Annotated in this window: 24 protein-coding genes and 3 tRNA genes; 17 read left to right on the forward strand and 10 right to left on the reverse strand. The window is 52.4% G+C overall.

Translation table 11 applies throughout. The annotated features are described in order from the left end of the window. Positions 1-117: 117 nt before the first annotated feature. The 3 genes from MY052_RS09220 (at position 118) to MY052_RS09230 (ending at position 405) form a co-directional block, all read left to right on the forward strand. Positions 118-193 (forward strand) — tRNA-Gly (locus MY052_RS09220). Between the two features lie 40 nt (positions 194-233). Beyond that, a tRNA-Cys gene (locus MY052_RS09225) sits at positions 234-307 on the forward strand. Positions 308-318: 11 nt separating this feature from the next. Continuing rightward, positions 319-405: transfer RNA gene (locus tag MY052_RS09230), tRNA-Leu, on the forward strand. A gap of 402 nt (positions 406-807) precedes the next feature. Here the strand turns inward: MY052_RS09230 and cbpM are convergent. The 3 genes from cbpM to MY052_RS24290 all read right to left on the reverse strand — a co-directional run bounded on the left by cbpM (position 808) and on the right by MY052_RS24290 (position 2262). After that, complete coding sequence (gene cbpM, locus MY052_RS09235) at positions 808-1101, reverse strand: chaperone modulator CbpM (protein WP_035894102.1); 294 nt, start codon at positions 1099-1101, stop codon at positions 808-810. After that, positions 1101-2012 (reverse strand): curved DNA-binding protein, encoded by a 912-nt coding sequence (gene cbpA / locus MY052_RS09240; RefSeq protein WP_248538646.1) that lies wholly within the window; start codon positions 2010-2012, stop codon positions 1101-1103. Before cbpA ends, cbpM begins: the two co-directional genes overlap by 1 nt. A gap of 61 nt (positions 2013-2073) precedes the next feature. Beyond that, positions 2074-2262: an IS1 family transposase gene (locus MY052_RS24290; protein WP_369709836.1), complete on the reverse strand. Its 189-nt coding sequence runs from the start codon at positions 2260-2262 to the stop codon at positions 2074-2076. A gap of 108 nt (positions 2263-2370) precedes the next feature. Between MY052_RS24290 and MY052_RS09245 the strand changes: the two genes are divergently transcribed. Continuing rightward, the gene (locus MY052_RS09245; protein ID WP_202217719.1) at positions 2371-3411 is read left to right on the forward strand and encodes a TerC/Alx family metal homeostasis membrane protein; all 1041 of its coding nucleotides are present in this window, start codon (positions 2371-2373) and stop codon (positions 3409-3411) included. 31 nt (positions 3412-3442) lie between these two features. Here the strand turns inward: MY052_RS09245 and MY052_RS09250 are convergent, their stop codons facing one another. Then, positions 3443-4123: an HAD-IB family hydrolase gene (locus MY052_RS09250; protein WP_202217720.1), complete on the reverse strand. Its 681-nt coding sequence runs from the start codon at positions 4121-4123 to the stop codon at positions 3443-3445. Positions 4124-4677: 554 nt separating this feature from the next. Here MY052_RS09250 and MY052_RS09255 point away from each other — a divergent pair. The 6 genes from MY052_RS09255 to MY052_RS09280 all read left to right on the forward strand — a co-directional run bounded on the left by MY052_RS09255 (position 4678) and on the right by MY052_RS09280 (position 10468). Next, positions 4678-5799 carry a branched-chain amino acid ABC transporter substrate-binding protein gene (locus tag MY052_RS09255; RefSeq protein ID WP_035894092.1) on the forward strand — a complete coding sequence of 374 codons (1122 nt, stop codon included), beginning with the start codon at positions 4678-4680 and terminating at the stop codon, positions 5797-5799. A gap of 79 nt (positions 5800-5878) precedes the next feature. Then, positions 5879-6793, forward strand: a complete 915-nt coding sequence (locus MY052_RS09260; protein WP_035894152.1) for an ABC transporter permease subunit — start codon at positions 5879-5881, stop codon at positions 6791-6793. A gap of 9 nt (positions 6794-6802) precedes the next feature. Next, positions 6803-8092 carry a high-affinity branched-chain amino acid ABC transporter permease LivM gene (livM, locus tag MY052_RS09265; RefSeq protein WP_248538647.1) on the forward strand — a complete coding sequence of 430 codons (1290 nt, stop codon included), beginning with the start codon at positions 6803-6805 and terminating at the stop codon, positions 8090-8092. Continuing rightward, a complete protein-coding gene (locus MY052_RS09270) occupies positions 8089-8967 on the forward strand; it encodes an ABC transporter ATP-binding protein (RefSeq protein WP_035894088.1) in 879 nt (292 codons plus the stop codon). The genes livM and MY052_RS09270 overlap by 4 nt, the downstream gene beginning before the upstream one ends. Then, positions 8964-9680 (forward strand): ABC transporter ATP-binding protein, encoded by a 717-nt coding sequence (locus MY052_RS09275; protein WP_248538648.1) that lies wholly within the window; start codon positions 8964-8966, stop codon positions 9678-9680. The genes MY052_RS09270 and MY052_RS09275 overlap by 4 nt, the downstream gene beginning before the upstream one ends. A gap of 119 nt (positions 9681-9799) precedes the next feature. After that, positions 9800-10468, forward strand: a complete 669-nt coding sequence (locus MY052_RS09280) for a YecA/YgfB family protein (RefSeq protein ID WP_035894084.1) — start codon at positions 9800-9802, stop codon at positions 10466-10468. 80 nt (positions 10469-10548) lie between these two features. On the opposite strand, the gene tyrP is transcribed toward MY052_RS09280, so the two are convergent. Next, the gene (gene tyrP / locus MY052_RS09285; protein WP_369709607.1) at positions 10549-11700 is read right to left on the reverse strand and encodes a tyrosine transporter TyrP; all 1152 of its coding nucleotides are present in this window, start codon (positions 11698-11700) and stop codon (positions 10549-10551) included. Positions 11701-11954: 254 nt separating this feature from the next. Here tyrP and MY052_RS09290 point away from each other — a divergent pair, with 254 nt between their 5' ends. Further along, positions 11955-12194 (forward strand): YecH family metal-binding protein, encoded by a 240-nt coding sequence (locus MY052_RS09290; protein WP_035894080.1) that lies wholly within the window; start codon positions 11955-11957, stop codon positions 12192-12194. A 35-nt stretch (positions 12195-12229) separates the two neighbouring features. On the opposite strand, the gene ftnA is transcribed toward MY052_RS09290, so the two are convergent. The 3 genes from ftnA to MY052_RS09305 form a co-directional block, all read right to left on the reverse strand. Continuing rightward, on the reverse strand, positions 12230-12727 hold the full coding sequence (gene ftnA / locus MY052_RS09295) for a non-heme ferritin (protein WP_123652219.1): 498 nt from the start codon (positions 12725-12727) through the stop codon (positions 12230-12232). 186 nt (positions 12728-12913) lie between these two features. Continuing rightward, a complete protein-coding gene (gene yecR / locus MY052_RS09300) occupies positions 12914-13249 on the reverse strand; it encodes a YecR family lipoprotein (RefSeq protein ID WP_248538649.1) in 336 nt (111 codons plus the stop codon). Between the two features lie 85 nt (positions 13250-13334). Beyond that, positions 13335-15431: an HD domain-containing phosphohydrolase gene (locus tag MY052_RS09305; RefSeq protein WP_248538650.1), complete on the reverse strand. Its 2097-nt coding sequence runs from the start codon at positions 15429-15431 to the stop codon at positions 13335-13337. A gap of 375 nt (positions 15432-15806) precedes the next feature. Between MY052_RS09305 and MY052_RS09310 the strand changes: the two genes are divergently transcribed. Further along, on the forward strand, positions 15807-16445 hold the full coding sequence (locus tag MY052_RS09310) for an RpiB/LacA/LacB family sugar-phosphate isomerase (protein ID WP_035897825.1): 639 nt from the start codon (positions 15807-15809) through the stop codon (positions 16443-16445). Positions 16446-16550: 105 nt separating this feature from the next. Here MY052_RS09310 and MY052_RS09315 read toward each other — a convergent pair whose 3' ends face one another. After that, positions 16551-17975, reverse strand: a complete 1425-nt coding sequence (locus tag MY052_RS09315) for an MFS transporter (RefSeq protein ID WP_248538651.1) — start codon at positions 17973-17975, stop codon at positions 16551-16553. A 209-nt stretch (positions 17976-18184) separates the two neighbouring features. Between MY052_RS09315 and azuC the strand changes: the two genes are divergently transcribed. Next, on the forward strand, positions 18185-18274 hold the full coding sequence (gene azuC, locus MY052_RS09320; protein WP_015963980.1) for a stress response protein AzuC: 90 nt from the start codon (positions 18185-18187) through the stop codon (positions 18272-18274). Between the two features lie 81 nt (positions 18275-18355). After that, positions 18356-18607, forward strand: coding sequence for a DUF2766 family protein (locus MY052_RS09325; RefSeq protein WP_248538652.1), 252 nt, complete (start codon positions 18356-18358; stop codon positions 18605-18607). Positions 18608-18683: 76 nt separating this feature from the next. Here MY052_RS09325 and MY052_RS09330 read toward each other — a convergent pair whose 3' ends face one another. Then, positions 18684-19187: a non-heme ferritin-like protein gene (locus tag MY052_RS09330; protein WP_115074044.1), complete on the reverse strand. Its 504-nt coding sequence runs from the start codon at positions 19185-19187 to the stop codon at positions 18684-18686. A 628-nt stretch (positions 19188-19815) separates the two neighbouring features. Here MY052_RS09330 and MY052_RS09335 point away from each other — a divergent pair. The 3 genes from MY052_RS09335 (at position 19816) to araG (ending at position 23235) form a co-directional block, all read left to right on the forward strand. Next, positions 19816-20373, forward strand: coding sequence for a DJ-1/PfpI family protein (locus tag MY052_RS09335; RefSeq protein WP_202217724.1), 558 nt, complete (start codon positions 19816-19818; stop codon positions 20371-20373). A 303-nt stretch (positions 20374-20676) separates the two neighbouring features. Beyond that, on the forward strand, positions 20677-21657 hold the full coding sequence (locus MY052_RS09340) for an arabinose ABC transporter substrate-binding protein (RefSeq protein ID WP_185669426.1): 981 nt from the start codon (positions 20677-20679) through the stop codon (positions 21655-21657). A 63-nt stretch (positions 21658-21720) separates the two neighbouring features. Next, positions 21721-23235: an L-arabinose ABC transporter ATP-binding protein AraG gene (gene araG / locus MY052_RS09345; RefSeq protein WP_035897212.1), complete on the forward strand. Its 1515-nt coding sequence runs from the start codon at positions 21721-21723 to the stop codon at positions 23233-23235. Positions 23236-23239 lie beyond the last annotated feature (4 nt).

The following is a 23239-nucleotide window of genomic DNA, read 5'->3' on the forward strand; positions in this document are numbered from 1 at the left end:
GTTGCGAAAAATACCGTTGACTCACCGCGTCAGATAAGTAGAATGCAACGCATCGAACGGCAGCACTGATTGCCAGACGATAGCAAAATCAAGTGGTTAGCAAATCAACTTGATAATGCGGGAATAGCTCAGTTGGTAGAGCACGACCTTGCCAAGGTCGGGGTCGCGAGTTCGAGTCTCGTTTCCCGCTCCAAATTAAAAGCATCGGCAATTGCGGGTGTTTAAGATTTAAAGGCGCGTTAGCAAAGCGGTTATGTAGCGGATTGCAAATCCGTCTAGTCCGGTTCGACTCCGGAACGCGCCTCCACTTTTTTCCCTGGCCGGATGGTGGAATCGGTAGACACAAGGGATTTAAAATCCCTCGGCGTTCGCGCTGTGTGGGTTCAAGTCCCACTCCGGCTACCATGGGAAACAAAAGAATAATCAAAGCAATAAGCAGTGTCGTGAAACCACCGAAAGGTGGTTTTTTTGTGCCTGCAATTCACGCCCTGTTCATATCTTGTGCTCACGAAGTGTAATGAGTTGCAATCTCCAGCTTGTCAATGCCGAATCGAACGTATCGCCTTTAGCATAGAGAACCTGACCGCTTTGTCCGTTTTCCGGTGGTGGCGCAGATTTAGCGGTCGCTCCGTCCGCTGGGTGTATTTTTTGCTGATAACATGGCTGGTTGAAGCCAGTAAACTCCGCCACACCTGTCTTCTTGTTTGAAATAATTCTTATCACTAACGGTATGCCATCTGCTGAGCAATGTCATTAAGAGCGGGTTGGGGATAATAAAAGGGCCAGCCCGCTGCAGGCCCTGGCACACTAAGGATGACTGATAAAGCGAGACAGTCGCTGGCGAAGCAGGCGGTTTTCCTGACGCAACTGCGCATTCTCTTCCAGCAACGTTAACGCAACGGCAATTCCCGGCCAGTCAAGTTCCAGCTCCTGACGCAGGCGCACCGCGCGACGCATTACGGTCAGCGCATGGTCGTCAAACGTCTCGTTTTCATGAGGCTCAATCACCCCTAAGCCGACAATCTCATGGAGCTCCTCTTCTGATACACCGGTGTACAGACAAAATTCGGTAATGGTAAAGTTGACGGTGACGTTAGCCATTATGCTTTCCCCCACTCTTTGCGCGGATCAAAGAACTTTTGTGCATCCGCAAGCTGTTGCCACAGGGCGGCGCTGGTATCGTCAGGTTTTGGCGGCATGACTATTTTGATCACCGCATACAAATCGCCGGTATGTTTTTTACTTACCAGACCCTTGCCCTTAATGCGTAGTCGCTGCCCGGCCTGGCTTCCCGCCGGAATGGTCAGCAGGATGCTCTCTTTTAGCGTCGGAACGGTAACTTTCGCGCCCAACGCGGCTTCCCATGGAGCCAGGGGAACAACCACTTCCAGATCCTGATTAACTATATCGAACAGCGGATGCGGCGCAATATGGATAACCAGCCACAAGTCACCGTTTGGCCCACCGTTTTCGCCGGGGGTACCCTGGCCTTTCAGACGGATACGCTGGCCGTTACCGACACCAGCCGGAATTTTCACATTTAGCGTTTTGGGAATTTCACGTTCAACCATGCCAAATGCATTGTAGACCGGCAGGTTGTAACTGATAGTGCGGCTATGCTCAGTAAGCGTTTCTTCGAGGAATACGGCAACTTCAATTTCGATGTCGTGCCCGCGGCTGGCAGGACGCTGGCGCGCATGCTGACCAAAAATGGAGGAGAAGATATCGTCGAAATCTTCGGAACTGTAGCTTTGATTCTCTCCTTGCTGGAATTGACTGCTGAACTGTGGATCGTTACGGTGCTGCCACAGCTGGTCGTACTCGGCGCGTCGCTGCTCATCACTCAGTACTTCCCAGGCTTCAGCAACCTCTTTAAATCGGGCCTCCGCGTCAGTCTCTTTACTGACATCAGGATGGTATTTACGGGCGAGTCGACGATAGGCGGTCTTGATTGTCTTGAGATCGTCTGTCGGTTTCACGCCCATAATGGCGTAATAATCCTTTAATTCCATAGCGTTCTCTCGTGTAAATCAACACTTGCAGAAGGTGAACCGTGACAACAGGTATCACCGCTTAGTTTAGGGTAATCCTGATAACAACGAATGCCAACCTGGAAGGCGGGATATTGCTATAAACGATGTGGTTGTGCGCCACCAGCAGCGCTTTTGACGTTAGGTTGCGTCCAGGATGGTAAACCTGAGCGGACTGACAACGGGGACAATGAACGTTTACGCTGGCGGGTTCGAATTGCGTTCCAGGCATTGATTTTCATATTAAAATCGCACGGGTAAAATCATAAAGCTGCGTTATGCTTATCAGGATTTTCCCAGCGGGATGCTCCCGTGGACTGATATCGTTCAGGAATAAATAATGGACTCTACACACATTGGTTTTCCAGCCGAAACGGTTCTGGTATTTGTTGCGTTATCCGTAGGGGCCATCGCCATCGATCTGTTTATGCATCGCCATGACAAACCGATATCGCTGAAAAGCGCGGCGCTTTGGTCCGTTTTCTGGGTCATTGTGGCCATGGTCTTCGCCAGTTTCTTATATGTTCACCACGGAGCCGAAGTCGCGAGCCTGTTTATCACCGGGTACGCGCTTGAAAAGGTACTTTCGGTTGATAACCTGTTTGTCATGATGGCTATCTTCTCCTGGTTTGCGATTCCAGACCGTTTCCGACACCGTGTGCTCTACTGGGGGATTATTGGAGCGATTGTATTTCGCGGCATTTTTGTCGCTATTGGTACCGGCTTGCTTAGCCTCGGACCGTACGTCGAAGTGGTGTTTGCGCTGATCGTGGCGTGGACGGCGGTGATGATGCTCAAAAGCAAAGATGAGAGCGATGAAATTCAGGACTACTCACAGCATCTGGCCTACCGCCTCGTAAAACGGTTCTTTCCTATCTGGCCGAAACTGAAAGGGCACGCTTTCCTGCTGAATCAGCAAGAAGTTGATGAGGAACTGGCTAAGCCGGAAAACCGTGATGTGGCGATTGGACGCGGGGCAAAAGCCGCGCGTTATGCCACGCCGTTACTGCTGTGCGTTGCGGTCGTTGAGTTGTCTGATGTGATGTTCGCCTTTGACTCTGTGCCTGCGATCATCGCCGTGAGCCGCGAGCCTCTGATTGTCTATAGCGCAATGATGTTCGCCATCCTCGGCCTACGTACCCTTTACTTTGTTCTCGAGGCGCTGAAGCAGTATCTGGTGCATCTGGAGAAGGCAATCATTCTGCTGCTGTTCTTTATTGCGGTTAAGCTTGGGCTAAACGCCACTGACCATATCTGGCACCACGGTTACAGCCTGAGTGCGACGACCAGTCTTTATGTGGTACTGAGCGTGCTGGCGTTGGGTATCCTTGCCAGCGTGCTGTTCCCGGAAAAATCGGGCGAAGACCAAAAGAACGGATAAATTACGCCCCGGTGATTCCACCGGGGATGAATCAGGTTAACTCTTTCATAAACTCGCTGCGAAACCGCGCAATTGGGTTTTTCTTACGCGACCAGCTTGATTGGAAATGCTGCCAGTGAGCGTCACTGGCCGTAGCCAACAGTTCATAGTCCCCACGCGTATCGCCCCATGCGCGGATATGATACTGATTGAGCGGGCCATAAACCGCTTCAAGGCGGTTAATCTTATGAATACACCGGCAGTTATGACCAACGATCCGCCCCGTCAGGACGCCGTCTTTGCTTTCGAGCTCTGTACCAATCAGCTTAATCCCCAACCTGTCGGCAAAAGGTCGCAGGACAATCATCGGCGAAGCGGAGCATAGCGTCACTTCGGCACCGGTTGAGATCTCGGCGGCAACCGCCAGAAGCCCTGCCGGACGCATCAGCTTTTTCCACGATTTCAGACAGTAGGCTTCTGCTTTTTCCTGAACCCATTTTTCATCACGGCCAGCAAGGAAGGTGGTGATTAACACTTCCTTGAGCTCGTCGCGGGTGAGGCGGCGGCGGAAGCACTGCAATGTGGGGATCACGAGGCGCAGCATCTTGCGGGCAAACTGACGACGGCCGAAAGCAAATTTTAAAAAAGGAATAAAGCTATCGTGCCGGGTCAGCGTTCCGTCAAAGTCAAAAACGGACAGGATCTGCTTATCGGCCTCGGTTATCGTCATCATTTTTCACGCCATTATTTGTAAAAACAGAATATTAGAACATTTGGTTGTGGATGCAAAATGCATCTGGATTCATGCCTTCGTGTACTTTCTATTAGCGTAGAACAAGAAAAGCTCCGGAATCAACGAAGATACACGTGAATGCTGTAACGGGAAGACAACGGATGAGGCTGAATGCTCTTATGGCCATTGCTCCATCAAATATCCCGCCTTGCACCATCAGCTAACACAACCCGCCCATTTTGCTACAAAAATGCACAAAGCGTGACTATTGCATTATTTATGTACTTTATTGTTAAGGAGATGTGATCCCCGCTGTAATTTCACCGCAGCGAGGCAGAGGCCTTATCCACGCACTCTATACTCAAAATTGTCAAAATCGGGGCATGGCTGCGTAAAGTTGGCAGCCATTTTGCTTAATGATTTGGCCTGAAAAGCGTAAGGAAACCTCGCCGTTATCAGCAGGATATTGTCAGGATGTCGTTTGTCCGGCGCGTGCGCCGGTGGCTCGGCTTCACACCGTTATGCATAAACCTCTTTTGCTAAGGTAGATAATAATGTCGCTGAAATTAATAAGAAGTCCGCTTTCTATTGTGTTGGCAGGGTGTCTGGTGACGGCGTTTTCCGCCCAGGCCGATATCGTTATCGGTGTTGCGGGACCTTTTACAGGCCCTAACGCCACCTATGGCGATCAATACTGGCATGGTGCCACCCAGGCAGCAGCAGATATCAACGCTGCCGGTGGGATAAACGGCGAGAAAATTAAGCTGGTGCAGGGCGATGATGCCTGTGAACCTAAACAGGCCGTATCGGTTGCAAACCGCCTGGTCGATCAGGACAAAGTACAGGCCGTGGTTGGCCATTTCTGCTCTTCTTCCACTATGCCTGCATCAGAGGTCTATAACGACGCTGGCGTGCTGGCTATTACCCCGGGCTCTACCAACCCGCTTATCACTGAACGTGGAATGAACGACATGTTCCGCATGTGCGGCCGTGATGACCAGCAGGGTGGCGTCGCCAGCGATTTCATTATTGATAAGCTGAAGGCTAAGCGCGTGGTGATCATCCACGATAAAGACACCTACGGTCAGGGCCTGGCCGATGCTACCCGCGCGGCGCTCGCGAAGCGTGGCGTGAAGGATGTGATGTACGAAGGTCTGTCGCGTGGGGAAAAAGACTTTAACGCCCTCGTGACCAAGATTGGCGCACAGAAACCGGACGTGGTGTTCTTCGGTGGCTGTCACCCGGAAGCAGGACCGCTGGTACGTCAGATGCGTGAGCAAGGCGTGCAGGCGAAATTCTTCTCCGGCGACTGCATCGTCAACGAAGAAATGGTTACCGCCGCGGGTGGACCACAGTATACCAAGGGCATCTACATGACCTTCGGTAAAGACCCTCGCTTGATCCCGGACGGCAAAGCGGTTATCGAGAAATTCCGTGCCAACAAATTTGAGCCGGAAGGCTACACCCTCTACTCCTACGCCTCTATTCAGGCCATTGCGGCTGCGTTCAAAGCGACCGGCGGTGCCGATTCTGCGAAAGCCAGCGCCTGGTTGAAAGCAAACCCGGTTGAAACGGTGATGGGCAAAAAAGCCTGGGACAGCAAAGGTGACCTGAAAGTCTCGGATTACGTGGTCTACCAATGGGATGACCAGGGCAAGTACAAGGAAGTCGAATAACGAGACGGAATCACGCTCAGCGCCGGGATACTCCCATCCCGGCGCTCAATAATAGATGGCACAACATGAGTGAGCGATGATGGAGACATTCTTCCTGCAACAGTTAGTCAATGGATTGACGCTAGGTTCCGTCTACGGATTGATAGCCATTGGTTACACCATGGTTTACGGCATTATCGGCATGATCAACTTCGCACACGGCGAAGTGTATATGATATCGGCCTATCTCTGCGCCATCGGTCTGGCGCTGCTCTCCTTTTTTGGTCTGCACTCTTTTCCACTGCTGATCCTTGGCACGCTGGTGTTTACCATCGTGGTAACGGGGGTTTATGGCTGGACGATTGAACGCATCGCCTACAAGCCGCTGCGCAACTCGACGCGCCTGGCGCCGCTGATTTCAGCCATCGGGATGTCGCTCATCCTGCAAAACTACGCGCAAATCAGCCAGGGGCCACGTCAACAGGGCGTACCGACGATGCTCGATGGCGTGCTGCGTCTGCATATCGGCGAAGGTTTTGTACAGATAACCTATACCAAAATCTTCATTCTGCTGGCCTCGTTTGCGGGCATGCTGCTGCTGACCTGGATAATCGGTCATACCCGCCTTGGGCGTATGTGCCGTGCGGTACAACAGGACCGCAAAATGGCCTCGATTCTGGGGATTAACACCGACCGGATCATCTCGCTGGTGTTCGTTATCGGCGCGGCAATGGCGGGGCTGGCCGGGGTGCTTATCACCATGAACTACGGCACCTTTGATTTCTATGCTGGGTTTATTATCGGCATTAAGGCCTTTACCGCCGCGGTGCTGGGCGGCATTGGTTCGCTGCCGGGGGCGATGCTCGGCGGGCTGCTGCTTGGCGTGGCTGAAGCGCAGTTCTCGGGGCTGGTGAACACCGACTATAAGGACGTCTTCTCCTTTGGTCTGCTGGTGGTCATTCTGATTTTCCGTCCGCAGGGGCTGCTTGGCCGCCCGATTGTCGCCAAAGTGTAGGAGCCGAACATGACGCATTCAACGGCCGTACACGACGGTTTTTCTCTTAAGCGCTGCGTGCTGGATATGATTTTCGCAGGCCTGGTGGCGCTGATTATCTTTGGCCCCATCGTGGGCGTGGTGCTGGACGGTTACAGCTTCAACTTTAACGGCCAGCGGCTGGTGTGGATTGTCGCAGCGGTGATGATCGGGCGCTTTGCCTTAAGCGCGCTGTCGATGACCGCGTTTGGCAGGCGCTTTAGCGCCCGCTTTGAAGGTGATAGCTCCGGGGTATACGTGCGCTCGCCGGACTATAAAAGCAGCCTGCGCTGGGTTATCCCGCTGATACTGGCGCTGGCGGTTTGCTTCCCGTTCGTGGCGACAAAATATGTGCTGACGGTGGCTATTCTCGGGCTTATCTACGTGCTGCTCGGTCTGGGGCTGAATATCGTCGTCGGGCTAGCGGGGCTGCTGGATCTGGGCTACGTCGCCTTCTACGCCATTGGTGCCTACGGGCTGGCGCTGGGGTATCAGTATCTGGGACTCGGGTTCTGGTCGATGCTGCCTATTGCGGCGCTAATGGCCGCCGCCGCAGGCGCGCTGCTTGGCTTCCCGGTGCTGCGAATGCACGGTGACTATCTGGCAATCGTGACGCTAGGCTTTGGGGAAATTATCCGTCTGGTGCTGAATAACTGGCTGAGCTTTACCGGCGGCCCGAACGGCGTATCGGCACCGCCGCCAACGTTCTTCGGCCTGGAGTTTGGCCGTCGGGCTAAAGAGGGCGGGGTACCGTTCCACGAGTTTTTCCATCTCACCTATAATCCTAACCTCAAGTTTATCTTTATCTATGCGGTGCTGGTTCTGGTCGTGTTGCTGGTGCTGTACATCAAACATCGCCTGACGCGAATGCCGATTGGCCGCGCGTGGGAAGCGCTGCGTGAAGATGAAATTGCCTGCCGTTCAATGGGGCTTAACCATGTGCTGGTGAAGCTGTCGGCGTTTACGCTTGGCGCGTCCACGGCGGGTATCGCCGGGGTGTTCTTCGCGACCTATCAGGGATTCGTCAATCCGACCTCGTTCACTTTCTTTGAGTCAGCGTTAATTCTTGCCATCGTCGTACTGGGCGGTATGGGCTCGACCATCGGCGTGGTGCTGGCGGCATTTGTGTTAACCGTCACCCCGGAGCTGCTGCGCAGCTTTGCTGAATATCGCGTGCTGCTGTTTGGCGTATTGATGGTGGTGATGATGATCTGGCGGCCGCGTGGCCTGATTCGCATTAACCGCAGCGGTTTTGCCGTACGTAAAGGAGTCGCGCCATGAGCCAGGACGTGATTCTGAGCGTCGAGCACTTAATGATGCATTTTGGCGGTATCAAGGCGCTGAACGACGTCAACCTTGAGGTTAAACGCGGGTCAATCACCGCGCTGATAGGCCCGAACGGCGCGGGGAAAACCACGGTGTTTAACTGCCTGACCGGCTTTTATAAAGCCTCCGGCGGCAACATTCTGTTCAACACCCGCAATAAAACCACCAACGTGATTCAGATCCTCGGGCAGAAGTTCCAGCCTGGCGACTGGATTAATCCGGCGCAGTTCGGCCAGCGGCTGTTCTACAAAATGTTTGGCGGCACTCATCTGGTGAACCGGGCGGGGCTGGCGCGAACGTTTCAGAACATCCGCTTGTTCCGCGAAATGTCGGTGATTGAAAACCTGTTGGTGGCGCAGCATATGCAGGTCAACCGTAACCTGATTGCCGGGGTGCTCAACACGCCTGCCTATCGGCGAGCTGAAAGCGATGCGCTGGATCGCGCCTTCTACTGGCTGGAGGTGGTGGATCTGGTGGACTGCGCCAACCGTCTGGCGGGCGAAATGTCTTACGGCCAACAGCGTCGCCTCGAAATCGCCCGCGCCATGTGTACCGGGCCAGAGATGATTTGCCTCGATGAACCGGCGGCGGGTTTGAATCCGGTTGAAACCCGGGCGCTTAGCAAGATTATCCGCTTCCTGCGCGAACACCACGCGATAACGGTGCTGCTGATTGAACACGATATGGGGATGGTGATGGAAATATCGGACAACATTATCGTACTCGACCACGGCGACGTGATTGCGCAGGGAAGGGCTGAGCAAATTCAGAACGATGAAAAGGTCATTGCGGCGTATCTGGGCACCAGCGAAGACGAGGTGAACCTATGAGCGAGGCGATGCTGGAGTTTCGTGAGGTTGACGTGTTTTATGGCGTGATTCAGGCGCTAAAACAGGTCTCTTTACAGGTCAATAAAGGCGAAACCGTCTCGCTGATTGGCGCCAACGGGGCGGGGAAATCCACCCTGTTGATGTCGATTTTTGGCCAGCCACGCATTCGCGGCGGGCAAATTCTCTTCTGCGGGGACGATATCAGCCATAAATCGACCCATTACGTCGCCTCGGGGGGCATTGCGCAGGCGCCGGAGGGGAGACGTATTTTCCCCGATATGACCGTCGAAGAGAACCTGCTGATGGGCACCATCCCGGTGGGAACACAGTATGCGACGGAAGACCTGCAAACCATGTTCGATCTCTTTCCGCGTTTAAAAGAGCGGCGCAAGCAGCGGGCAATGACCATGTCCGGCGGTGAGCAGCAGATGCTGGCGATTGCCCGCGCGCTGATGAGCCGCCCGAAGCTGCTACTGCTGGACGAACCGAGTCTTGGGCTCGCGCCGATTGTGGTTAAGCAAATCTTTCAGACGCTGCGCGAGCTGGCGCGCAATGGTATGACGATTTTTCTCGTGGAGCAGAACGCCCACCATGCGCTGAAGCTTTCAGACCGCGGGTACGTAATGGTCAACGGCCAGATTCGCCTGACCGGCAGCGGTGAAGAGCTGCTCGGTAATCAGGAGGTACGCAAAGCGTATCTGGGCGGGGCGTAGCGTGCTGGCGGCGGCGTAATGTCGCCGGGGAAAGGGCAATGACGCTGGAGTTCAACGCCAAACTCCTGCATCATTGCGCCTCAAATGATATGCCTCATCAACAACGATAGAGAAAGAGTATGAAAACGGGACCGTTAACCGAAAGCGAACTGGAATGGCTGGACGAGACAATTGCAAAGTATGCTACCGATGCGTCAATTATTGATGTGTCTGAACTGGACGGCATGCTGACGGCGATTTTGTCGTCTCCACTGGAGATTGAACCCGCCGAGTGGATGTTCGCCGTATGGGGTGGGGCCGACCACGTGCCGCACTGGGCAACCGACCGCGAACGTGACCGTTTCGTTAACCTGACGCTGCAGCATATGAGCGACATCGCTGACCGCCTCAATGACTACCCGGATCAGTTTGAACCGCTGTTTGGTACCCGTGAAGAAGAGGGCCAGGAGCTGACCATCGTTGAAGAGTGGTGTTACGGCTACCTGCGCGGCGTGGCGCTGACCGATTGGTCCGGCCTGCCGGAAGCACAGCAGGCGGCGTTTGACGCGATTGCCCTGCACGGTGACGAAGAGAAAACGACGGCGCTGGGTGCCTTCACCGCCGAACAGTATCTCGACAGCATCGACCGCATCAGCCCGGCAGCGCTGGCGCTGTTCGACTACTGGATGGACAACCCAAAAGAAGCGCCGGTTAAACAGCCGATTAAAAATGAGCAGAAAGTGGGACGTAACGACCCATGCCCTTGCGGCAGCGGTAAGAAATATAAGCAGTGTTGCTTAGCGAAATAATGCGGTAGCCCGGACGAGGCGTTTACGCCGACTCCGGGAAATCTCCCGGCATCGCGAAGCTCTGCCGGGCTACGAAGTTCTTAGCCTACTGACGGTAACAGCCCCGTCGCAATCCCCGCCTGAATCAAAATCACCGCAATCCCGCAAGCAAAGACCAGCCACAGCACCGGCTTGCCGCCCGCAACACGGTATCCCCCTTCCGGGTGATGCTTACGGCTTTGCATCGTTAGCAGTGACGGAATGATCAATGCCAGCACCGCCAGCGCTACGCCCGCATAGCCGAGCGCCATCACGAACCCGCGTGGGTAAAACAGTGCGAAGGCCAGCGGTGGCAGGAAGGTGATAGCCCCGGTTTGCAGTCGTCCGCGCACGCTGTTTTTGCGCTGGAACAGGTCGGCCAGGTAATCAAACAGCCCTAAGGCGACGCCGAGGAACGAAGTTGCCAGCGCCAGATCGGCGAACAGATGCACCGCGAGTTCAACGTGCGGTGAGGCCACCACTTCACGAATGGCCAGCAGCAGACCGTTCAGGCCGGTGTGTTGCTCCATCAGTGCGCTAAACACCGGTGAGTCAATGCTGCCGAGCGTGGCAAGCTGCCAGAACAGATAGGCAACCAGCGGGATGGCGCTGCCGATAACAAAAACGCCGCGCAGTTTACGAATATCGCCGTTCATGTAGCTGACAATACTCGGCACGCTGCCGTGAAAACCGAAAGAGGTGAAAATCACCGGGATGGCGGAGAGGGCCAGACCTTGTTCCAGCGGTAGCGTTAGCAGATTGATTTTATGAATGTGCGGCAGCAGCAATATCAGCATGATGACCAAAAAGATAATTTTGGCGCTGAACAGGAAGCGGTTAAACAGATCGACCAGCGAAGTGCCGATACAAATCACCAGACCGCCGACGGCGGTAAACAGCAGAACGCCGAGCGATGGCGGCATATCCATACTGAACCACTGACTCAGGCTGGAGGCCAGCAGTTCGCCCGCGCCGCTGATGTAGGCTGCGGTCAGCGCATACATCAGGAACATCATGCTAAAACCGGTCGCCCATTGGCCGTAGCGGCCGAGATAGCGTAATGCCAGCGTTCCGAGGCCCGTGTCGGCAGGGACGTGCTGGTAGACTTCCAGCAGCAGCAGGGCGGTATAGCACATCAGCGCCCATAGACCAGCCAGCAGCAGCACGGTAACGCCAAAACCGACGCCTGCGGATGCCAGTGGCATCGCCAACATTCCTGCGCCGATCGTGGTGCCGGCTACGATTAAAATACTCCCCAGGGTACGGTTTTTCACGCTTTCCTCTACTTCAGAACAGATTAACGACTAAAGATGCCGCGCAGAGTATGTGAAACCTGTCGTTTCGTCAAATCTGAATTACAGTGGGTGTATGAAATTGTTTACGGTTTGCTTCGGCGTGGGAAAAGCTGCGCTAGCGCAAAACATGCAAAGTAAATGCAGTTTATGGTGGCGTTTTTACGGGAGGAATAATGGAATCCATTCACGGTCATGAAGTTCTGAATATGATGATTGATTCAGATGAGCAGTACAGTATTGAAAGTCTGGAAGCGGCAATTCATGCCCGCTTTGGCGAGCAGGCGCGTTTTCATACCTGTTCAGCAGAAAATATGAGTGCTGCCGAGCTGGTCGCGTTTCTGCATAAGAAAGGAAAGTTTATTCCGCGGGAATCGGGATTTACGACGGTGGAAAGTAAAATTTGCCGCCATTAATCGGCAGCGGCGTGTAATACGCCGCTGCACGAGAGTTAATTTTGCGTATCGAGCGTGGCCAGCTCTTTATCAATAAAGTACAGGCCTTCACCGCTTTTACCCGCCAGCGTCAGCTTATCGATAACGGATTTAAACAGTTTCTCTTCTTCGTGCTGTTCTGCCACATACCACTGCAGGAAATTAAAGGTCGGATAGTCCTGATTGGTCATCGCCGCATGCGCCAGTTCATTGATTTGAGCGGTGATCAGCTGTTCGTGCTCGTAGGTGACGCGGAACAGTTCGTCCAGCGAGGCGTACTCGGCAAACGGTGACTGAATGCTATTAATGCGTGGCAGGCTACCGGTGTCGGTCAGGTAGTCAAACAGGCGTTGCATGTGAGTCATCTCTTCCTGCGCGTGGCGGCGTAAAAAGGCAGCAGCGCCTTCAAAGCTATTGAAGCTACACCAGGCACTCATCTGCTGATACAACAGAGAAGAATAGAGTTCGAGATTCATCTGTTCATTTAATTTCTCGATCATTGCCGCTTTAAGCATGTTTTCGCTCCAGGAATAATACGTTACGAGTTAATTACAGCGGCACTATAAATTGTTATTAATTTATTTGCAAAAGGTAAATATAAAAACATTTATATAATAATGCGAATGGGAATAAAACGCATTGGCATAAATATAACGATTAAATTATTGGTAATAATAACGCCGGGATAAACCGGCGTGGAATTAATAATAAGCGGCTGACGTTGGTACGTTGGCAATGCCGCGGCACTGGTATTGCAAGGTAACATGCTCATTCAGGCACAGTGAGCCGCTGGTGGTAGTGCAGGTGGTGATGGGCTGGCCGTAGGAAAACGCGGTGGCATATCCTATTTGCTGGCAGGCTTTATTGGCTTCAGATTGAGCCAGATAGCTATCGGTTTTGGCATTCTGCAAAATGGCCTGCCCGTAGGTCAGGCGCACGATGCCGCTGTTGGCATCCACTTCGCTTACGCTCGCCGCACGGGGCACGGTACAAGCCGTCAGGGCCAGGAGGGAGGGAATAAGAATGAGGCTTTTCATTAATTCGCTCTGCGCAATCAGTCGTGACCTCATTGTAACCATCGCCGCTGCAAGCAATCCTTTGAATAGTCGCTATAACCTGGGGTTAATCCTTCTGTGACTCATAAATTTCCTGAAACTGCAGGTGTAGCGCGCAAAAATGTTTCACCAGCGTCGGGTCAAAGTGGGTTCCGGCGCTGTTAACGATAATTTCAGAGGCGCTTTCATGGGAAAAGCTCGGTTTATAAACGCGCTTTTGCCGCAGCGCATCGTAGACATCTGCCAGTGCCAGGATACGCGCCTCCAGCGGAATCTCTTCGCCGGCGAGACCTTCCGGATACCCGGAGCCGTCCCATTTTTCATGATGGTAGTGAATCAAATTTTCGGCCACTGAACCGAGAACCAGTCCCTGGACAATTCGCCATCCCTTAGTGGTATGTTTTTGAATCTGTTTAAATTCCTCGTCGGTGAGTTTGCCCTTTTTACGCAGGATATGCTCAGGTACCGCAATTTTTCCGATGTTGTGCAGGGAGGCAAACGTCTCAATGTCACGAATTTGCTTCGGCGGCAGTTTGAGCGCGTCTGCAAGCAAGCGGCAGTAGGCGGCCACGCGACGAATATGACAGCCGGTTTCATCATCGTGAACGTGATTTATCTTCTCCATTGCTTCAACAATGCTGCGGTTAATGGCCCGGTTCTTATTCATATGGCGCCACATCATCAGCATCAGGCTGAGAATAAAGAACAAAAGGGCCAGAAGCCCGGCGCTGATAATTTGCAGCGCGTTTTTGCTTAAGGAGGTGGGTTGCACTACGCTCGCTGGCGGTACCTGCTGATAACGATAGCTGGAGATAAGATGCACCTGTGATATCAGGGCGTACAGCGGATGGGCAATGTTCATCCAGGTGCCAATCTGATAGTTTGAGTGGGTCATCCCGGCAACTTTTAACGCCCCACGGAATAGATCGCTTCCGCGTAGCGCCTGTTCCATTGAACTCAAATCCCCAAGAATGTAATCAATATGATTGCTGTCGATGGTATCGAGCAGTTCATCAATTGATGCACGGGCAATAAGCGTAACGTCGTTACCAAAGCGCTGACGCAGATAGTCGGCGGCAAACGAGCCGCGAATGACGCCGACCCGCTGATGGCGAACCTGCTCTTCGTCGAGAATAAAGGGCGCGGTGGCTTTGTTGTAATAGGCGTTATACCAGTTGACCAGCGGGCCAACCTGACCCTCCATTTGCGTACCATTGCTCACGTCAAAAATCTCGGCCAGGCGGATTGGCCAATCTTCATTTTTCATTCTTATCATGTAGTTATCAACGAACTGCACGTCGACGTTAATATTCAACAAATCGCGAAGATCGTTGACCAGACTGATAGCACTGCCATGATAGCCCTGGTCGTCACGCCAGATAATGGGCGCGAAGTTTTCATTCTTTGGCAACCAAAGGGTGAGCCGGTTTTTCTCCATCCAGATGCGCTCGTCAGGCGTTATCGTCAAACGTTGACGAAAATACTCAAGACGACTTTGTTCCTCTAGCGCCCGGAGTTTTCCGTTCTGCTGCCATTCGTTAATCAGTTGATTGATATTGCTACGAAGCGAAATCAGCTCCGGGCTGATCCCGAAGGAGGCCGTGATACGCAATGAGTCAAACGGTCGTGAAATCGTGTAGTAGTACTGTGGTCCACCAATTTCACGATTTTCATTAATATAGAAATCTGCGCCGCCGCTGCGCAGAATTTGCAGCGCTTCTCTGCTGCTGTCGACTTCGATAACCTGCTGGAACCTTAACGTAGGATACGCCTGCTTCACCAACCGCTGAGTCGGGTCGTTTCGCCGGAAAATGACCCGCGTATTATTGATATCACTGATGGATTTAGCCTGGCGAGTAATGCTGGCGGTAACGATGGGATTCTCAAGCAGCCGGGATGATAAAATGGTGTTCTTGAGGTGTTCTCGCGTTTGCAGCACGCTGGCGTAGAGCCCGTAGTCATGATGGGTGAAGCGCTGCTCAAAGGTGGTGCCGTCGATGGGGCGTAGCGTCAGGTTGTAGCCGTAACGCGCGTTAATCGCGTGCAGCAATTCGGGATAGAAACCCTGGAATTGACCGTGATTGTCGCGCCAGAACTCAAAGCTATCCGCATTGAGAATCCATACAGGGATAGGCGCCGCCGCTCGAATTTTTTGCGGTGGCACGGCATGAGCGCGGGGCGCCCAAAGTAGCATAAGGGTCAGTAGAACAAGGAGACCCAGCGCGTGTCGAAATCCTCGGCGGTCCTGTGTCACAAGTCAGTTCCTTTGCAGTGACTATTTCATCCATTGAAACGCTGACAAACAGCAGGGGCTTTCTGCCCATTTACCCAGTCTAGTCGACCATTCACCCAGGTGATAGTAAATAATTAATGGTTTATGTAAGGTTTTATCTACAGGTCAAAGGCAAAAATGTGACCCCATTGGTAAAAATTAAAACTACTTTTCATAAAATTTGAAAGTATGTTTGACTGGTAGTAAGGTGAGAATACTAATCGAACGACTGCGGATAACCCCGCTTAGCTTTCAGGAGAGGAAAGAATGAAAATTGCACTGATGATGGAAAATAGCCAGGCCAGCAAAAACGCGACTATTCATCATGAGTTAAAAGCCGTTGCCGATGAAAAAGGCTTCCCGGTCTATAACGTGGGTATGAGCGATGAAAACGATCATCACCTGACCTACATCCATCTGGGCATCATGGCCAGCATCCTGCTGAACTCCAAAGCGGTCGATTTCGTCGTGACCGGTTGCGGTACCGGCCAGGGCGCGATGATGTCTCTGAACATTCACCCAGGCGTTGTGTGCGGTTACTGCCTGGATCCAGCAGACGCCTTCCTGTTTGCTCAGATCAACAACGGTAACGCACTGTCTCTGGCCTTTGCAAAAGGCTATGGCTGGGGCGCAGAGCTGAACGTTCGCTACATGTTTGAAAAAGCGTTCACCGGTCGTAACGGCGAAGGCTATCCGCCAGAGCGTAAAGAGCCGCAGGTTCGCAACGCCGGTATTCTGAACCAGGTGAAAGCGGCCGTGGTGAAAGAAAACTATCTGGATACCCTGCGCGCTATCGACCCAGCGCTGGTGAAAACCGCCGTTTCCGGTCAGCGTTTCCAGGAATGTTTCTTCGAAAACTGCCAGAACAAAGAGATCGAAGCTTTTGTTCGTGAGGTTCTGGCGTAAGCCTGACGCTCAACGGATAAATAAAAACCCACGCTCAGGCGTGGGTTTTTTGTTGGTACGGTCAACGGCTCACCGTACCTTGCAACCAGACCCATCCCGGATGGGTTACTGTTTCACTTTCTTCGACACCGAACTGCCCGCATCCCGCGTTAAGTGCAGCGTATCAATCATCCCCACCAGACAAATCAGCGCGATAAAGATGAACGCCAAACGGAAGCTAATGCCTGGAACATCGCCGAGGCTCAGTATAGCGCTGACTTTCTCACCCAAACGAATACCGATAGCGCCAAGCGTTATGCCAAGGCCGATAGCCAGCTGGCTGGCGGTACTGAATAACGTGTTGGCGTAACTCATCTGGGCGGACGGTACGTCGGCAAAAGCCAGCGTACTGACCCCGGTGAACTGAATGGAGCGGAACACGCCGCCAAGGTAGAGCACCAGCATTATCACCCATACCGGCGTGTGCGGCGTTAAGAAGGCGCAGGCAACAAGCGCAATGACGTTTAACGCGCCGTTGAGCAGCAGCAGGCGGCGGAATCCCAGCTTGCGGATGAGCGGCGTCGTAGCCGGTTTAATCGTCAGGTTACCCACGAATACCGCCAGCACCAGCAGGCCGGAATGGAACGGATCCATACCGAAGCCCACCTGAAACAGCAGCGGCAGCAGGAACGGCACGGCGCTGATGGAGGCGCGGAATAGCGATCCACCGTACATCGTGACTTTAAACGTTGGGACCTGTAGGGCGTCCATACGAATCATTGGCCATTGACTGTTGCGGAAGTGGCGCAGTGCGTAATAGAAGGTGACGCCGCCGAGCACCAGCAGGCCGACGATTAACCCACCTTGTAATTTTTCAGCCCCCAGTAGTTCCATGGCATAGACCAGGCTCACCATCGAGACCGAGGTCGCCACAAATCCCGGCAGATCAAAGGGTCTCCGCTCATCGTCACGGATATTAGGGATTATCTTCAGTGCCAGAAGAATGGCGATGATGCCAAGTGGAACGTTAATAAAGAAAATCCAGCGCCAGTCTGCGACTTTGGTGATGAACCCACCAAGCGGTGGCCCAATAATGGGGGCAATCAGCGCGGGCCAGGTGAGCGTGGCGATGGCGGTAATCAATAGGTGCTTGGGCGTGGTACGCAGCACGGCGAGTCGCCCGACCGGTACCATCAGCGCGCCGCCGACGCCTTGCAAAATACGCATAGCCACAAAGCTGTGCGCGCTGGTGGCTAGCCCGCAGAAAACGGAGGAGACGGTGAAGATAGCCAGCGCAAGACTGAAGATAGTTCTGGCGCCGAAGCGATCCGCAATCCAACCGCTGGCGGGGATGAGTACGGCGAGGGTGATCAGATAGGCGCTGATGCCGATGTTCAGGTCGACGGCTTCAACGCCAAATGTTTTCGCCATATCAGGAAGGGCGGTGGCAATCACCGTACCATCCAGGAACTCCATAAAGAATGCACCGGCCACAAGCAGCGCAGCAGGGGATACCCCGCGGCTCGCCTGGGCCTGGAGAGGCTCACTCATGGTTGTTTTACCCTATCAAAATAATTTTTAAAATTTATAGCTTTTGTAGTTTTGGTAAGTGGTCGATTTCTATAACAAAATTTTTATAAATTTAACGCAATCGATAAAACTAGTGTGATTTTTGTCGCAAAACGGTTGATTTTTGTGACGGTGGTCATATTATGTGCGTAAAGACAATAACACCTGCATAACAAAACCGGAGCATCAACATGAAACAGCGCATGCGTAAAATCCTCAAAAGCATGTTTGAGAACTACTGCAAAACTTTCAAAGACGTACCGCCAGGCGCTATGTTCTGATAAAAAAAACCTGCCACGGCAGGTTTTTTTATCTTCTGCGAAAGTAGGTTACTATTACGCTCCGCAAAATAGGAGCAAAAAATGTCTCAGAACCTGACCCCGAACGATGAACTGGTTTCCGATGTGGTAGCCTGCCAGCTCGTTATCAAACAGATCCTCGACGTCATCGACGTTATCGCCCCGGTTGAAGTCCGTGAAAAAATGGCGAGCCAACTGAAATCCATCGATTTTACCGCCCACCCAGCAGGGGCTGACCCGGTGACGCTGCGAGCGATACAGAAAGCGATTGCACTGATTGAGCTGAAGTTTGCGCCACAGGATGCAACGCACTAATACGCGGTGAGGTTTCGGGCAAACGGCCCGGAATACCAATAAAAGAAGGGCGGAGACGCCGCCCTTCTGAAATCAATTAATGTTGCTGCTGAGTCACGATATTCAGCAGATGCTGGTCGGTTTGTTGAATGCAAAGACCGGCTTTTCGTGCGCTGCGAACTTCATCCAGAATCGTCTTCAGCAAGATACCATCCTGTTCCTGCTCTTCTTCCAAAGCGTTCAGGAACGTCAGGGTGTTATCGTCATGAAGCACTTTAGCTTGTTCAGTTAATTCTGACAGCGTTGAAGCACGTTGGTCATGGCCTTCGATTGTTTTCAGGAAAAGATCTTCGAGGGTCGCGCATTTATCTTCGTTGGTTTCAAAAGCTTTAACCACCGGATAAGCGCCAGACTTCTTCATATAGTCGAACACGCGCATCATCTGCGTTACGCTGGACTGAGCCCGTGAACGTAGAAACGTCGCGGTCCCATTCAGCCTATGTTCTGAGCACCACTCGCTCAAACGCAAATAATGATTAGATGCAGAAAACTCAAGATTCATCTGTGCATTAAGCTTTTGAACCATTCCTGGAACTGCCATACAAATATCCTTATTGCTGGTAGGAACGATACGCGTTAAATCGCATAGTTCGTAATAGCCGCTAACCATGCGCTATTTCCGCGTTAGAGTGTGACTACATATTACCTGTAGTCCTTGCGTCTGACTTTGGGATATTAAATCCCTTCGTCAAAAAAATAATACGCTGAGTGTAGATATAAGAAAAGTCTCATGGGTTGCTTTTTACGTTTCGTTACAACCTATATTAAAATTAACGCCATTGGCAGAGATATATTTTCTTAATGCGATGATTAACAGTGAATATAACGCGTTTGTATAATTTCCGTAAGGCTTTGTTAACATGAGGTTTGCTAGGGCTCGATGGGCATTTAAAGTGTGATCGCGATCTTGTTTTTCAATGAATATTAAAGTTAAAGCGAAATTAATACGTATTATTTACGATGAATGGCATTTTACGAATAATGTTTATCAGACAAAGCATGTATTTTTAAGTGGCTGTCTTGAATATCAAAACAAGGTTAAATTTGTTTTAGATCATTTTTGCTATTAGACAGCCGGTAGATGCTGTTTGCCGTAATTAAGGGTACGCAAGTTCTTCCCGTTTTGCCGCCTCAGGGAAGATGCGTTGATTAAAATGACAGGAGTTAAAATGAAACAGGTTGCTGTACTGCTGGCCCCAGGTTTTGAAGAAGGGGAAGCGATTGTCACGATTGATATCCTACGTCGTCTGCACATTGGCGTTGAACTGGTGTCCTGCGCTGAGTCCCGAGCGGTTGTCAGCTATCACGATATTCCGATGGTTGCCGATGCGACGCTGGCAGAACGCCTTGATACGCTGTACGACGCGGTTGTCCTGCCAGGCGGCCCTCAGGGGAGCGTGAATCTGGCGGCGAATGCCGATGTTGTTAAATTCGTCGCGGCCCACGATGCGGCAGGTAAGTTTATCTGCCCAATCTGCTCTGCGGCGGCACGTGTATTAGCAGGTAATGACTTGCTGAAAGGGCGCCGTTACGTTTGCTCCGGGGATTTATGGCAGGATGTGAAAAACGGTGAATATGTTGATGCACCGGTTGTCGAAGATGGCAATCTGATTAGCGGCAAAGGCTTTGGTCATGTCTTTGATTTCGCCTTCACCGTTGCCGCTCGCCTGCTGGGTGATGAAGCGCCGGTTCGCGACCATGCCGATCACATCTATTACCGCTGGTAATTGTTAACAAATTCCGGTTAAAGGGATTTTCCCACTCGTTATATAGATAAATCTGCTATCCCTTAGCGTGAATTGTCCGACAATTCACGCTTTCTATATGTACTTAATTGCTGAATATATGCATCACCCTACTGTAATTCTGCGGTGTGATGCCGCTCTCTTCTGGAAAACGCATTCCGGGCTATTAATGTTTCAACAACGTTAACGCTGTTAATAATACGGCTAATACTTTGTTTTATGTCTAATTTAAATCACCTATTTGATTTTTCCCTACATAAAAGAACATTAAGGCTGGAGTTAACCATGCACAAATTTACCAAAGCGCTGGCGGCCATTGGTCTGGCAGCGGTTATGTCACAATCAGCTATGGCTGAAAATCTCAAGCTCGGTTTTTTAGTGAAACAACCCGAGGAACCCTGGTTCCAGACGGAATGGAAATTTGCCGATAAAGCCGGTAAAGACCTCGGCTTTGACGTGATTAAAATTGCCGTGCCGGACGGGGAGAAAACGCTGAATGCGATTGATAGCCTGGCGGCTAGCGGCGCAAAAGGCTTTGTTATCTGCACCCCAGACCCGAAATTAGGGCCAGCCATTGTGGCTAAAGCGCGCGGCTATGACATGAAAGTGATCACCGTCGACGATCAGTTCGTCAACGCCAAAGGTAAACCGATGGAAGATGTACCGTTGGTTATGATGGCGGCGAGCGAAATTGGCGCGCGTCAGGGCCAGGAACTCTACAAAGAAATGCAAAAGCGCGGTTGGGATGTGAAAACGACCGGCGTGATGGCCATCACCGCGAACGAACTGGATACGGCGCGCCGTCGTACGACCGGTTCAATGGACGCGTTGAAAGCGGCGGGCTTCCCGGAAAAACAAATCTATCAGGTACCTACCAAATCTAACGATATCCCGGGTGCATTCGATGCCGGTAACTCCCTGCTGGTACAGCATCCGGAAGTGAAACAGTGGCTGATTATCGGCATGAACGACAACACCGTACTGGGCGGCGTGCGTGCGACGGAAGGCCAGGGCTTTAAAGCGGCCAACGTCATTGGTATCGGCATTAACGGCGTTGATGCGGTCAATGAGCTTTCTAAAGCCCAGGCTACCGGCTTCTTCGGCTCATTACTGCCAAGCCCGGATATTCACGGCTATAAAACCAGTGAACTGCTCTACAACTGGGTACAGAAAGGCGCTGAGCCACCGAAATTTACTGCGGTGACTGACGTGGTGCTGATTACCCGCGATAACTTCAAAGAAGAGCTGGCGAAAAAAGGCCTCTGAGTCCTGATAGTTCTCCCTTCGCGACAGCGGAGGGAGACGGGTCGTGTCATTGTGGAGGTTGCGATGCAACAATCTACCCCTTATCTCTCTTTCCGCGGTATTAGCAAAACCTTCCCCGGCGTAAAAGCGCTGTCCGATATTAGCTTCGATTGCTATAGCGGACAGGTGCATGCGCTGATGGGGGAGAACGGCGCGGGTAAATCCACGCTGCTGAAAATTCTCAGCGGCAATTATGCGCCAACCTCTGGGTCATTGGTGCTGCGGGGAGAAGAGATTTCTTTTGCCGATACCACTGCGGCGTTGAACGCAGGTATCGCAATTATTTACCAGGAACTGCATCTCGTCCCGGAAATGACCGTGGCGGAAAATATTTATCTAGGGCAGTTACCGAGCCGCGGCGGCTTCGTTAACCGCTCGTTGCTGAACTATGAAGCCCGGCTGCAGCTGGAGCATCTGGGTCTGGATATCGACCCCGATACGCCGCTGAAGTATCTCTCCATCGGCCAGTGGCAGATGGTGGAAATTGCCAAGGCTCTGGCGCGTAACGCCAAGGTTATCGCCTTTGACGAACCGACCAGCTCGCTATCCGCGCGCGAAATCGACAATCTGTTCAGGGTCATCCGCGAACTGCGCAAAGAAGGCAGGGTGATCATTTATGTTTCACACCGCATGGAGGAGATTTTTGCCCTCAGCGATGCGATTACCGTGTTCAAAGACGGTCGTTATGTCTGCACATTTGACGATATCAAAGCGGTCAGCCATGACCGCCTGGTACAGGCAATGGTCGGGCGTGAAATCGGTGATATCTACGGCTGGCAGTCACGCGAGTATGGCGATGAGCGTTTGCGCCTTGACCAGGTGAAAGCGCCGGGCGTTCGCACGCCAATCTCGCTTGCTGTGCGCAGCGGCGAAATCGTCGGGTTGTTTGGCTTAGTCGGGGCGGGACGAAGTGAACTGATGAAAGGGATCTTCGGTGGCACCAGGCTCAGCGGCGGGCAGATATTTATCGACGGCCAGCCGGTGACTATCGATAAGCCAGCGCAGGCCATTCGTGCCGGGATGATGCTTTGCCCGGAAGACCGCAAAGCCGAGGGGATTATTCCGGTCCATTCGGTGCGCGACAATATCAACATTAGCGCCCGGCGTAAGCATATCCACGCTGGCTGTCTTATCAACAATGCGTGGGAGTCAACCAACGCTGAACATCATATTAAATCTCTGAATATCAAAACGCCGGGGGCGCAGCAGCTGATTATGAACCTCTCCGGGGGTAATCAGCAGAAAGCAATTCTTGGGCGTTGGCTCTCTGAGGAGATGAAGGTCATCCTGCTGGATGAACCGACGCGCGGGATTGACGTTGGGGCCAAACATGAAATCTATAACGTGATTTACGCGCTAGCGGCCTCGGGCGTAGCGGTGCTTTTTGCCTCCAGCGACCTGCCGGAAGTATTGGGCGTTGCTGACCGCATCCTGGTGATGCGGGAAGGGGAGATTTCCGGTGAGCTGCTGCACGACAGCGCCAATGAACAACAGGCGTTAAGCCTGGCTATGCCTAAAGTCAGTCAGGCTGTGGCCTGAGGAA

The sequence above is a fragment of the Kluyvera ascorbata genome, from assembly GCF_023195735.1.
GTDB classification, from domain to species: Bacteria; Pseudomonadota; Gammaproteobacteria; order Enterobacterales; family Enterobacteriaceae; genus Kluyvera; species Kluyvera ascorbata.

Bases quoted from the DNA above. Each gene is read 5' to 3' on its own strand.
- MY052_RS09330 (WP_115074044.1), bottom strand. From the start codon at position 19,187: ATGGCAGTTCCAGGAATGGTTCAAAAGCTTAATGCACAGATGAATCTT.
- MY052_RS09275 (WP_248538648.1), top strand. From the start codon at position 8,964: ATGAGCGAGGCGATGCTGGAGTTTCGTGAGGTTGACGTGTTTTATGGC.
- MY052_RS09245 (WP_202217719.1), top strand. From the start codon at position 2,371: ATGGACTCTACACACATTGGTTTTCCAGCCGAAACGGTTCTGGTATTT.
- MY052_RS09315 (WP_248538651.1), bottom strand. From the start codon at position 17,975: ATGAGTGAGCCTCTCCAGGCCCAGGCGAGCCGCGGGGTATCCCCTGCT.
- MY052_RS09340 (WP_185669426.1), top strand. From the start codon at position 20,677: ATGCACAAATTTACCAAAGCGCTGGCGGCCATTGGTCTGGCAGCGGTT.
- yecR (WP_248538649.1), bottom strand. From the start codon at position 13,249: ATGAAAAGCCTCATTCTTATTCCCTCCCTCCTGGCCCTGACGGCTTGT.
- MY052_RS09335 (WP_202217724.1), top strand. From the start codon at position 19,816: ATGAAACAGGTTGCTGTACTGCTGGCCCCAGGTTTTGAAGAAGGGGAA.
- MY052_RS09260 (WP_035894152.1), top strand. From the start codon at position 5,879: ATGGAGACATTCTTCCTGCAACAGTTAGTCAATGGATTGACGCTAGGT.
- MY052_RS09325 (WP_248538652.1), top strand. From the start codon at position 18,356: ATGTCTCAGAACCTGACCCCGAACGATGAACTGGTTTCCGATGTGGTA.
- MY052_RS09250 (WP_202217720.1), bottom strand. From the start codon at position 4,123: ATGATGACGATAACCGAGGCCGATAAGCAGATCCTGTCCGTTTTTGAC.
- MY052_RS09280 (WP_035894084.1), top strand. From the start codon at position 9,800: ATGAAAACGGGACCGTTAACCGAAAGCGAACTGGAATGGCTGGACGAG.
- tyrP (WP_369709607.1), bottom strand. From the start codon at position 11,700: ATGTTGGCGATGCCACTGGCATCCGCAGGCGTCGGTTTTGGCGTTACC.
- MY052_RS24290 (WP_369709836.1), bottom strand. From the start codon at position 2,262: ATGCCTGGAACGCAATTCGAACCCGCCAGCGTAAACGTTCATTGTCCC.
- MY052_RS09290 (WP_035894080.1), top strand. From the start codon at position 11,955: ATGGAATCCATTCACGGTCATGAAGTTCTGAATATGATGATTGATTCA.
- araG (WP_035897212.1), top strand. From the start codon at position 21,721: ATGCAACAATCTACCCCTTATCTCTCTTTCCGCGGTATTAGCAAAACC.
- livM (WP_248538647.1), top strand. From the start codon at position 6,803: ATGACGCATTCAACGGCCGTACACGACGGTTTTTCTCTTAAGCGCTGC.
- MY052_RS09270 (WP_035894088.1), top strand. From the start codon at position 8,089: ATGAGCCAGGACGTGATTCTGAGCGTCGAGCACTTAATGATGCATTTT.
- ftnA (WP_123652219.1), bottom strand. From the start codon at position 12,727: ATGCTTAAAGCGGCAATGATCGAGAAATTAAATGAACAGATGAATCTC.
- azuC (WP_015963980.1), top strand. From the start codon at position 18,185: ATGAAACAGCGCATGCGTAAAATCCTCAAAAGCATGTTTGAGAACTAC.
- MY052_RS09255 (WP_035894092.1), top strand. From the start codon at position 4,678: ATGTCGCTGAAATTAATAAGAAGTCCGCTTTCTATTGTGTTGGCAGGG.
- MY052_RS09310 (WP_035897825.1), top strand. From the start codon at position 15,807: ATGAAAATTGCACTGATGATGGAAAATAGCCAGGCCAGCAAAAACGCG.
- cbpA (WP_248538646.1), bottom strand. From the start codon at position 2,012: ATGGAATTAAAGGATTATTACGCCATTATGGGCGTGAAACCGACAGAC.
- cbpM (WP_035894102.1), bottom strand. From the start codon at position 1,101: ATGGCTAACGTCACCGTCAACTTTACCATTACCGAATTTTGTCTGTAC.